This window comes from Pseudoalteromonas sp. SR45-5 (genome assembly GCF_014163565.1).
Classification (GTDB): Bacteria; Pseudomonadota; Gammaproteobacteria; order Enterobacterales; family Alteromonadaceae; genus Pseudoalteromonas; species Pseudoalteromonas distincta.
In genome coordinates, this window is the sequence record NZ_JACJDN010000061.1 from 1 (window position 1) to 10716 (window position 10716).

General features: G+C 40.7%; 9 protein-coding genes. All 9 read left to right on the plus strand.

What is annotated here, in order from left to right; translation table 11 throughout:
* The first annotated feature begins 358 nt into the window (after positions 1 to 358).
* Complete coding sequence (locus H5072_RS04110; protein ID WP_002961535.1) at positions 359 to 622, plus strand: DUF4212 domain-containing protein; 264 nt, start codon at positions 359 to 361, stop codon at positions 620 to 622.
* A 10-nt stretch (positions 623 to 632) separates the two neighbouring features.
* Positions 633 to 2357 (plus strand): sodium:solute symporter family protein, encoded by a 1725-nt coding sequence (locus H5072_RS04115; protein WP_182692793.1) that lies wholly within the window; start codon positions 633 to 635, stop codon positions 2355 to 2357.
* 123 nt (positions 2358 to 2480) lie between these two features.
* Positions 2481 to 4319, plus strand: coding sequence for a DUF294 nucleotidyltransferase-like domain-containing protein (locus H5072_RS04120; RefSeq protein ID WP_182692794.1), 1839 nt, complete (start codon positions 2481 to 2483; stop codon positions 4317 to 4319).
* A gap of 15 nt (positions 4320 to 4334) precedes the next feature.
* Positions 4335 to 4958 carry a 3'-5' exonuclease gene (locus H5072_RS04125; RefSeq protein WP_182692795.1) on the plus strand — a complete coding sequence of 208 codons (624 nt, stop codon included), beginning with the start codon at positions 4335 to 4337 and terminating at the stop codon, positions 4956 to 4958.
* Positions 4959 to 5096: 138 nt separating this feature from the next.
* Complete coding sequence (locus H5072_RS04130) at positions 5097 to 5831, plus strand: SIMPL domain-containing protein (protein ID WP_182692796.1); 735 nt, start codon at positions 5097 to 5099, stop codon at positions 5829 to 5831.
* Positions 5832 to 5910: 79 nt separating this feature from the next.
* Positions 5911 to 6573: a peroxiredoxin-like family protein gene (locus tag H5072_RS04135; protein ID WP_182692797.1), complete on the plus strand. Its 663-nt coding sequence runs from the start codon at positions 5911 to 5913 to the stop codon at positions 6571 to 6573.
* Between the two features lie 178 nt (positions 6574 to 6751).
* Positions 6752 to 7768 carry an erythrose-4-phosphate dehydrogenase gene (gene epd, locus H5072_RS04140; protein ID WP_002961528.1) on the plus strand — a complete coding sequence of 339 codons (1017 nt, stop codon included), beginning with the start codon at positions 6752 to 6754 and terminating at the stop codon, positions 7766 to 7768.
* Positions 7769 to 7832: 64 nt separating this feature from the next.
* Positions 7833 to 9008 carry a phosphoglycerate kinase gene (locus tag H5072_RS04145; protein WP_002961525.1) on the plus strand — a complete coding sequence of 392 codons (1176 nt, stop codon included), beginning with the start codon at positions 7833 to 7835 and terminating at the stop codon, positions 9006 to 9008.
* A 201-nt stretch (positions 9009 to 9209) separates the two neighbouring features.
* Positions 9210 to 10274, plus strand: coding sequence for a class II fructose-bisphosphate aldolase (gene fba, locus H5072_RS04150; RefSeq protein WP_002961523.1), 1065 nt, complete (start codon positions 9210 to 9212; stop codon positions 10272 to 10274).
* Positions 10275 to 10716 lie beyond the last annotated feature (442 nt).

Consider the following 10716-nt stretch of genomic DNA (forward strand, 5'->3'; position numbering starts at 1 on the left):
AATACCAGAACTGAGGTTAAGTGTGAGGGTTGAATTTAAAATAAAACTTTTATTTTATTTATATCTTATTGAATATTAAGAGTAAAAATAAAACACCCTTGAGCATTAGACTAATGTCGCATTAATGACCAACTTATCAATTTAATCATAAAGCCAGCTTACAAAAACAGCCTAAGCAATTGAAATAATATAAAAAATATATAAAACACGCTTGAATGATAAATGCAGTTTACGTAAACGTTAACAAGCTGTTACGACTATGGTCTCAATTCAATATGTAACCAGCGTTGCTAAATTGGTAAGCGAAGATAAAAAACCACTCATCGCGATATTGCGGTGCTTAAAGGGGAAAACAAAAATGGCTTTTAAAGATGAAGAACAAGCAAAAGCTTATTGGGCAGAAAACATTTCGCTGTTATTTAAACTGTTAGCAGTGTGGTTTGTCGTGTCTTTTGGCTTTGGCATATTACTGGTTGATGTACTTAATGAAGTACGTTTTTTTGGGTTTAAACTTGGCTTCTGGTTCGCCCAGCAAGGCGCGATTTATACCTTTGTTGCTTTGATTTTTGTGTACGTTTTCAAAATGAATACGTTAGATAAAAAATACGGCGTAGACGAATAGGAGCTAAGCAATGGATGTTCAAACACTCACGTTTATAATTGTTGGTTTAAGCTTTGCGCTTTATATCGGCATAGCAATTTGGGCCCGTGCGGGTTCAACCAAAGAGTTTTATGTAGCAGGCGGCGGCGTACCTCCTCTTGCTAATGGTATGGCAACGGCTGCCGATTGGATGAGTGCTGCGTCGTTTATTTCAATGGCGGGTATTATTTCGTTTGCAGGTTACGATGGCAGCGTTTACTTAATGGGGTGGACAGGTGGTTATGTACTATTAGCCATGTGTTTAGCGCCTTACTTACGTAAATTCGGCAAGTTTACTGTGCCAGACTTTATTGGCGACCGTTACTATTCACGTACCGCGCGTTTAGTTGCTATTTTTTGTGCCATATTTATTTGTTTCACTTATATAGCAGGGCAAATGCGTGGCGTAGGCGTGGTATTTTCACGCTTTTTAGAAGTAGAAATTGAAACCGGTGTATACATTGGTATGGTGATTGTATTCTTTTATGCGGTACTTGGCGGCATGAAAGGCATTACCTACACACAAGTAGCGCAGTATTGTGTACTTGTATTTGCATACCTTGTACCAGCCATTTTTATCTCGATGATGATGACGGGTCATTTCTTCCCACAAACCGGTTTTGGTGCCACACTAATTGGCAGCGACGGCGTGTACGTACTTGATAAATTAGATGGCTTAAGCGCTGAACTTGGTTTTGCGCAATATACCGAAGGCTCTAAGAGCATGATTGACGTATTCGCTATTACTGGTGCGTTAATGGTAGGTACTGCTGGTTTACCACATGTAATTGTACGCTTTTTCACTGTACCTCGCGTAAAAGACACGCGTATTTCTGCTGCATGGACTCTTGTGTTCATCGCCATTGTTTATACTACAGCACCTGCGGTTGCAGCCTTTGCTCGCGTAAACATGGTTGATACTATTAATGGTAAAGACGGTAGCGGTACAGCTTACGCAGAAGCACCAGGATGGATTAAAAACTGGGAACGCACAGGTTTAATTACATTTGATGATAAAAACGGCGATGGCAAAATGTTCTACACGGCGGGTAAAATCACCGATCCGAACAGTGCTAACGAAGTAAATGTAGACCGCGACATTATGGTATTAGCAAATCCAGAAATTGCTAATTTACCAGCATGGGTAATTGCACTTGTAGCTGCCGGTGGTATTGCCGCTGCATTGTCTACAACCGCAGGTTTACTACTGGTTATTTCGACCTCCGTTTCGCACGATTTACTCAAGCGAACCCTCAAGCCCGATATTACCGACAAGCAAGAGTTACTTGCAGCGAGGTTGGCAGCCATGGTCGCTATTGTTATCTCCGCGTACTTTGGTATTAACCCGCCTGGATTTGTGGCATCGGTAGTGGCATTTGCCTTCGGCTTGGCGGCAGCGAGTTTCTTCCCAGCAATTATTATGGGTATATTCTCTAAAACAATGAACCGAGAGGGCGCAATTGCAGGCATGGTAACGGGTATTGGCTTTACCGCTGCGTATATCATCTTCTTCAAGTTTGTAAGCCCTGAGCTTAATAATCCTGAACATTGGTTTTTAGGTATTTCGCCTGAAGGTATTGGCTTAATTGGTATGATTATTAACTTTGTAGTAGCTGCAGTTGTTCTTAAATTTACTCAAGCTACACCTATTGAAATTCAAGAAATGGTAGAAGGCATTCGTAACCCTAAAGGGTCAGCTGAAGCGCACGATCACTAGGCAACATTTACAGATATAGTAAAAAAACATAAAGTACCCAAAGCCCGACTTTAGTCGGGCTTTTTATTTGTTTAATAAATAAGTACATTAGATTGGTACATCACCATTTAAAGAGCGAATACAATGAGTGTAGAACAACAAGAAATAGCCCAATACGTTTGTTTGCAAGCGCCTTTTACTATGCTTGATAGCAGCGCATGCGAATACTTTGTAAATCATCTTGATATTATTTACCTTACCCGCGAAAACCAAACTCAGTGGTTACAAAGTGAAAACCCTAAACTATTTTTAATTCGCTCTGGTTTGTACGACCTAGTTGATGGCAAGGGCGATGTTGTTACACGCTTAGCGCAAGGTGACTATTTTGGTTTTCCGTCGCTGTTAACCGGTGAGGCAATTCAAAATAGGTTAGAAGTACAAAAAGAGGGGATAGTGTATATGCTCTCTCAAACGCACTTTGATTTTTTACGCAGAGAATATAAATCGTTTGAGCAATACTTTGTACGCGCTCATGCTAACCGGTTGTTGTCATCGCATTATAAAAGTAAAAACGATAGCTGGTCGGAACGTAAAATATCAGAGCTGATGACGCGCACAGCAATTACGCTTACGCCCGATGCAAGTATTAGGCAAAGCGCTAAAAAAATGAAAGAGCATGGTGTGTCGTCAATAATGATAACGCAGCACGCGCACTTAGTAGGGGTTGTGACCGACCGCGATTTACGCAACCGAGTACTTGCCGACGAGGTAGATCCACAAGACGCAGTAAGCAGTATTATGACCGCCAAACCTAAGTTTATATTTGAAAATAACCGAGTGTTTTCAGCGCTGCACTTAATGCTTAAATACAATATTCACCATTTGCCCGTGCTTGACGAAAACCATAACCCGATAGGGATGATAACCAGCACCGATTTACTGCGCCAACAAAAAAGTGACCCCGTACAGCTTATTGGGCGCATATATAAAGCGCACACTGTTACTGATTTAAAACGCTACGCTAAAGAAATTCCCGAACTTTTGCGTAGTTTTTCGTACAACATTGACGACATATCGCTAATTGGTAAATTACTCAGTGGTTTAACCGATGCGCTTACATCGCGCCTGATTCACTTATTTCAAGAAGAGCATGGCGCAGCGCCAACCAGCTTTAGTTTTATTTGCTTTGGCTCGCAAGCACGCGAAGAACAAACCCTGCATTCAGATCAAGATAACGGCTTATTACTCCCTAACGACTTAACCACCGAGCAACACGCTTACTTTAAAAGTATGGGCGAGTTTGTATGCGAGAATTTAGTTGAGTGCGGCATTAGGCGTTGCCCAGGTAATATTATGGCAAGCAGTGATGAGTGCCGTATGAGCGTAAACGACTGGAGCGAGCGCTTTTTTAAATGGATAAAAAGCCCCACACCCAATGCAATGCTTAACTGTAAGATATTTTTTGACCTGCGATTTATTGAAGGTTCAAACGCTTTATACACGGCTTTTTGCGAGCAACTAATTCGTATATCGCGTAACGACTTATTCTATGCCGCAATGGCAACCGACATAAGCAGCAACAGCGTGCCAATTGGTTTATTTAATAAATTTAAAACAGAAAAAACAGATCAAAATAATAAATACATAGATTTAAAAAAACGCGGTGTCGTAATTATAAATGACATAGTGCGATTATACGCTTTAAAAGCGGGTATTAGGCGCGCCAACACGCAAGAGCGATTAGACGCACTACTAAAATATAAACTGATCAGCAAAGAAGATATATACAACCTAAAAGACTGCTGGCGGTTCTTAACGCAGCAGCGCTTGAGTACACAAATAAACGAAGAGGGCTTACCGAGTAATTGTATTAATCCTAATAAATTAAACTCACTAGAGCGCCATCAACTAAAAGAAGCGTTTTATCTTGTTAAACAAGCGCAGCAAGCCGCTGCGTTTAAGTTTGCTCGCGGCAGTTTATAATGATGGATTACTAACATGGTAAAAAAGCTGCTCACTCGGTATTTAAAGCGCCGTAAATTACTAGGCAAAAATGCCTTACAACAACGTTATTTGGTGATTGATTTAGAGCTAACTGGCCTTGATGCAAAACAGCACGAAATTGTATCGGTAGCGTGGGTGGTAATAGATAACCAATGTATAAAAATGAGCGAGTCGCAGCACCTTATAAATAAAGACGTAAAAAGCCTTGAGCAAAGTCCTGTTTTTCATGGGATTAGCGATGATGCTATAGCAAAGGGGCTAAGCCTAAACAGTATATTAATGCAATTAAGTAACCATTTTAGCGACTGTATTTTAGTGTTTCATAATGCCATGCTCGACTGGGGCTTTTTAAAAATAGCGCTTAAAAATGCCAATATAACAATACGGCCTAAACTCATAATCGACACACTGCATATTGAGCAAAAGCGCTTACTCCATCATTCAACTGAAATAAAACAAGATGATTTAACCCTTAATGCTTGCCGCACACGTTATGAGTTACCAAGCTATCATTGCCATCACGCACTGACCGATGCACAAGCCACTGCCGAGTTACTGCTAGCCCAGTGTCATCAAATAAGCCGTGGCAAAGAGTTAAAAGTAGGCGAGTTGATGTAGGTTGGCTGAAGGCGGGGCTTTATGCCGCGCGAGATAAACTCCCGGCAACAATAAAGAGTAGTTTACTTTTATTGTTATCCGTATAACTATAGGTACAGTTACGTAATCATTATCTAACTAATCACTTCAAGGACGATCATGAAACTCATCACTGCCATTTTCTTAACCTTATTCCCACTCATCACTTTTGCTAATTCAAGTTTGCCTGCTAATCGCCATATTGCAGTGCAGGGTACTGCAGAGGTATTAGCAAAGCCCGATATGGCTAAGATTTCTTTTGAAGTAATAAGCTTTAAAGACAAATCACTTGATGCAAAACGTGATGTTGATGACCGAGTAAATTTGTTACTTAAAGGTTTAAGCAAGTATGGTGTTAAGGAGACTGATGTTTCTGCTACAAGCCTGTTAACTCATAATGATGACGATATGTTTAATGTCGAGAGCGGTACAGCAATTAATGCAGGATATGTAGCAACAAGAACACTTAAAGTAACATTAAGAAATATTGAAAAAGTGAATGATTTTATCGATTTTGCACTAAGTGTAAAAATTAATGAACTGACGAATATTGAGCTTATGTCTTCAAAAGCCTCGCAGTTAGAAGCTGAAGCAACACAAGGCGCAATAGATAACGCTATAGTTAAAGGGGGTAAGCTTGCCAAAGCATTTGGCGCAGAGATTGGAAAAATTTACAGTATTAATTCAAATTCTAACCGTTCAAGTTATGGTTATGGCGTAGATGATTTTGAGAGAATAGTTGTGACCGGCTCTAAAGTTACTAGAAATCCATTCGAGCAAGGCAGGTATTTACAAGAAACTATTACATTTAAATCATCAATAAACGTGGTGTTTGATTTAGAGGTAAATGATTAAGTTAAAATTTTCATTTCAAATACATTTTCATAATGTAAGCTGGCTTTAAGTTTTTGATTAATTTGAAGGTAGCCATATTATGAGCGATGAAAGCAACACGTTAAAAGCACAAACTGAGGCAAAAGTAGCAGCAGGGCGCAAAGGTAATCCTGATTTTATGAAAGGTGTTGATGAAACGATTGCACAAGCAAAAGCGTTTCAACAAGGTGCTAATGCACTTGATTTAAACCAAATTGCACCAAGTTTTGAGTTACCAAATCAACATGGTCAATCGGTGCAGTTAACTGAGTTACTTGCTAAAGGGCCTGTGGTTGTTACTTTTTATCGTGGTAGTTGGTGTCCGTACTGTAATTTACAACTGAAAGCACTGCAGTCACGTTTACCTGAAATTCATGCTTTAGGTGCGCAGCTGGTGGCTATTAGCCCGCAAGTACCCGATGGCTCAATGAGCGAAAGCGATATAAGTAACATGGATTTTTTAGTGCTGAGTGATCAAAATGCCGATGTAGCAGCAAGCTACGGCGTAGCATGGCAAGTGCCCACATTTTTACTCGAGCATATGCGAGTAGACCGAGGCCTAGATTTAGAGTCGGTTAACAATGGCAATAGTAGTGTTTTACCGATCCCTGCCACCTTTGTTTTAGATAAACAAGGTAAAGTGACTTGGCGTTATGTTGATGTTGATTATCGTACTCGTTCTGAGCCAGAAGATATAATTAACGCTTTGAAAAATTTAGTATAAAAAACTTAATTTTAAAAGTCAGACCCCTTGAAGAGCTTGCAATGCCTAAGCTCTTCAACGTTAATTTAAAGTTTCTAATGCTTCCCTCTTATAATCAGATGCAAGGTCGATTACAATACAGACATCTAAAAGGCGTATTGCCTTTATCTGCACGCTAAAAGAGTGGATTTTATATTTCATGGCAATCAAACTTGCAATTAATGGTTTTGGTCGTATTGGTCGAAATATTGTCCGCGCGTTATACGAGTCTGGTTTGAGCGACGATATAAAAATTGTTGCGATTAACGAACTTGCTGATCCTGAAGCTATTGCTCATTTATTAAAATACGACACATCCCACGGTCGTTTTTCTTTTCCTGTAAAACTTGGTGAAGACACCATTAGTGTTGCAGGCGATACCATTGCACTTTTTTGTGAAGAAAACCCAATTGAATTACCTTGGCAAACGCTCGATGTAGACGTTGTACTTGAATGTACGGGTGTTTACCACTCGCGTGAACATGCGCAGTTACATATTACCGCAGGTGCTAAAAAGGTGTTGTTTTCGCATCCGGCCGATAACGATGTTGATGCTACGATTGTGTATGGCATTAACGACGATGAGCTTAAAAGCGAGCACACAATTGTTTCTAACGGATCGTGTACAACTAACTGTGTTGTGCCGGTTATTAAAGTATTAGATGATGCATTTGGTATTGAGTCGGGCGCTATTACAACGATTCATGCGTCGATGAACGATCAACAAGTGATTGATGGTTATCATCATGATTTACGCCGTACTCGCGCTGCAAGCCAATCAATTATTCCAGTTGATACAAAGCTCGCCCGTGGTATAGACCGTATTTTACCTAAATTTAAAGGCCGTTTTGAAGCCATAGCCGTACGTGTACCTACTATAAATGTCACGGCAATGGATTTAAGTGTAACGGTTAATACCGATGTAGATTTAAATGCAGTAAATAATGCACTTAAAGCACAAGCAAAAGACCGCTTAGAAGGTATTTTAAGTTATACCGAAGAGCCGCTTGTATCGGTTGATTTTAATCACGACCCACATTCTTGTATTATTGATGGCACACAAACACGTGTTAGTCACAAACGACTGATAAAGTTATTAGTATGGTGTGATAACGAATGGGGTTTTGCTAATCGTATGCTCGACACAGCGCGTGCTATGATGGCAGTGAATAAGTAATTTATTAATATAATAATTTTAAACGTATTTTTCAGGTTCAGTATCGTTAACTAAGGAGATGTTCATGTCGGTCATAAAAATGGCGGATTTAGATTTAAACGGCAAACGCGTATTAATTCGTGAAGATTTAAATGTACCAGTTAAAGCAGGTAAAGTGACGTCAGATGCGCGTATTCGTGCAGCACTACCTACTATTAAACTAGCCCTTGAGAAAGGCGCTAAAGTAATGGTTATGTCACACCTTGGCCGTCCTACGGAAGGGGAATACGATGAAGCGTTTTCGCTTGCACCTGTAGCTGATTACTTAAACGATGCCCTAGAGCAAACTGTACGTTTAGAAAAAGATTACCTAAACGGTGTTGATATTGCTGATAACGAAGTGGTTGTTTTTGAAAATGTGCGCTTTAACAAAGGCGAGAAGAAAAACGACGAAGCGCTATCTAAGCAACTAGCAGCACTGTGTGATGTATATGTAATGGATGCATTTGGTACGGCTCACCGTGCACAAGCGTCTACCCATGGCGTTGGTTTATTTGCTGATGTGGCATGTGCAGGTCCATTGTTATCGGCTGAGCTTGAAGCGTTAGGAAAAGCACTTGATAATCCAGCGCGTCCATTAGTAGCGATTGTTGGTGGTTCTAAAGTATCTACTAAGCTTACCGTTTTAGATTCACTTTCTAAAATTGTTGACCAATTAGTTACCGGCGGCGGTATTGCAAATACCTTTATTGCTGCATCAGGTAGCCCAGTTGGTAAATCGCTTTACGAACCTGATTTAATGGATGAAGCGAACCGTTTATGTGCAGCAGCGATTGCTAATAATGGTGAAATTCCGGTACCGACTGACGTAGTGGTTGGTAATGAGTTTTCTGAATCTGCTGTAGCTACACTTAAAGATGTAAGCGAAGTAACAAGCAATGATATGATTTTTGATATTGGCCCTGATACAGCGAGCAAGCTTGCAAAAATTATTGCAAATGCAGGCACTGTTGTATGGAATGGCCCAGTTGGCGTGTTCGAGTTTGACCAATTTGGTAATGGTACTCGTGCTATTGCACAAGCAATTGCTAACTCAAATGCGTTTTCAATTGCGGGTGGTGGTGATACCTTAGCCGCAATCGATAAATACGGCATTGCCGATAAAGTATCTTATATTTCTACTGGTGGTGGTGCGTTCTTAGAGTTTTTAGAAGGCAAAAAACTTCCAGCAGTTGAAATGCTAGAGTCGCGCGCTAAGTAATTTTAGTCGCGTAAGGTGAGGGTGTAATAGCCCTCACCGACAATTAATTACTAAATACCTCTCACCCTAATTTAGTCGTTAATTTAGATGGAATATTACTGCAAAGCAGTGGTTTTTCGTGGCGTTGTTATAACGCCAAACTAACACATCCGTTCAAACTAGATGGTAGGGAACTACTGTCGATAAATTGGAGAATACCCAATGGCTTTAATCAGTATGCGACAACTTTTAGATCATGCAGCAGAGCATGGTTACGGCGTACCTGCTTTTAATGTTAACAATCAAGAGCAAATGCGCGCAATAATGGAAGCGGCTGACAAAACAAACAGTCCAGTAATCGTTCAGGGATCAGCTGGCGCACGTGCTTATGCTGGTGCTCCATTTATTCGTCATATGATTTTAGCAGCCGTTGAAGAATGGCCACATATCCCCGTTGTAATGCATCAAGATCACGGCACATCGCCAGGTGTATGTCAGCGTTCAATTCAGCTTGGTTTTTCATCAGTAATGATGGATGGCTCGTTAATGAGCGACGGCAAAACCCCTTCAAGCTACGAATACAATGTAGAAGTAACGCGCGAAACAGTTGCTATGGCGCATGCCTGTGGCGTATCGGTTGAAGGCGAGCTAGGTGTACTTGGTTCACTTGAAACAGGTGAAGCTGGCGAAGAAGATGGCGTTGGCGCAGAAGGGTTATTAACAACGGATCAAATGCTAACAGACCCTGAAGAGGCGGCTGACTTTGTAAATAAAACCCACGTTGATGCACTTGCAATTGCTTGCGGTACTTCACACGGTGCTTATAAATTTACTCGCCCACCAACAGATGACATTTTAGCGATTGATCGCATTAAAGCGATTCATGCCCGTATTCCTAACACGCACTTAGTGATGCATGGCTCATCTTCAGTTCCTCAAGAATGGTTAGAAATTATTAATCAGTACGGTGGCGAAATTCCAGAAACTTATGGTGTGCCAGTTGAGCAGATTGTTGAAGGCATTAAGTTTGGTGTTCGCAAGGTAAATATTGATACCGATTTACGTTTAGCATCTACCGGTGCAATTCGCCGTCATATGGCGCTTAACCCATCTAACTTTGATCCACGTAAATACCTAGCTGAAGCTACAAAAGCAATGACAGAGATTTGCGTTGCACGCTATAACTCGTTTGGTACTTCTGGTCAGGCTAGTAAAATTAAGCCAATTTCACTTGATGAAATGCACCTTAAATACTTAAGCGGCGAACTAGACCCTAAAATTAGATAATAGATCAATTTATAATTGATCATTATTAGAGCCTGTTTATCTTTCGAGGTTGAATTTGCAGCAGTATGTTTGGTATTTAGGCAAGGCAGAGCCTATGCAGTGTGGTTATTCCCCATAAATAGGCGATAACGTGGAATAAATGCCAAACATGCGCTGCCCGAAGGGTTCTGCTTAGGGGCAATTTACTCTTTGTTGCCTACATGGATGTAGGTAAGGGGCGTGAGCAGGACGCGGAAGCTTTGCTCGGTTTTTACTTAGCCCGCTAGGTTACAAACCTCACGCCGCGATTAAATCGTCCCTAGATTGAACAAATTTTAATCCTGAAAGGTCAACAGGCCCTAAGCCAGTAACTTTGTTGCTGGCTTTTTTAATGTCAGCCCTTTTTATATTACAGATTACGGTTTTTTGATCAGATCACTGCATTACCAACGCGGAATTTTGG

Bases quoted from the DNA above. Each gene is read 5' to 3' on its own strand.
- H5072_RS04125 (WP_182692795.1), top strand. From the start codon at position 4,335: ATGGTAAAAAAGCTGCTCACTCGGTATTTAAAGCGCCGTAAATTACTA.
- fba (WP_002961523.1), top strand. From the start codon at position 9,210: ATGGCTTTAATCAGTATGCGACAACTTTTAGATCATGCAGCAGAGCAT.
- epd (WP_002961528.1), top strand. From the start codon at position 6,752: ATGGCAATCAAACTTGCAATTAATGGTTTTGGTCGTATTGGTCGAAAT.
- H5072_RS04130 (WP_182692796.1), top strand. From the start codon at position 5,097: ATGAAACTCATCACTGCCATTTTCTTAACCTTATTCCCACTCATCACT.
- H5072_RS04120 (WP_182692794.1), top strand. From the start codon at position 2,481: ATGAGTGTAGAACAACAAGAAATAGCCCAATACGTTTGTTTGCAAGCG.
- H5072_RS04115 (WP_182692793.1), top strand. From the start codon at position 633: ATGGATGTTCAAACACTCACGTTTATAATTGTTGGTTTAAGCTTTGCG.
- H5072_RS04110 (WP_002961535.1), top strand. From the start codon at position 359: ATGGCTTTTAAAGATGAAGAACAAGCAAAAGCTTATTGGGCAGAAAAC.
- H5072_RS04145 (WP_002961525.1), top strand. From the start codon at position 7,833: ATGTCGGTCATAAAAATGGCGGATTTAGATTTAAACGGCAAACGCGTA.
- H5072_RS04135 (WP_182692797.1), top strand. From the start codon at position 5,911: ATGAGCGATGAAAGCAACACGTTAAAAGCACAAACTGAGGCAAAAGTA.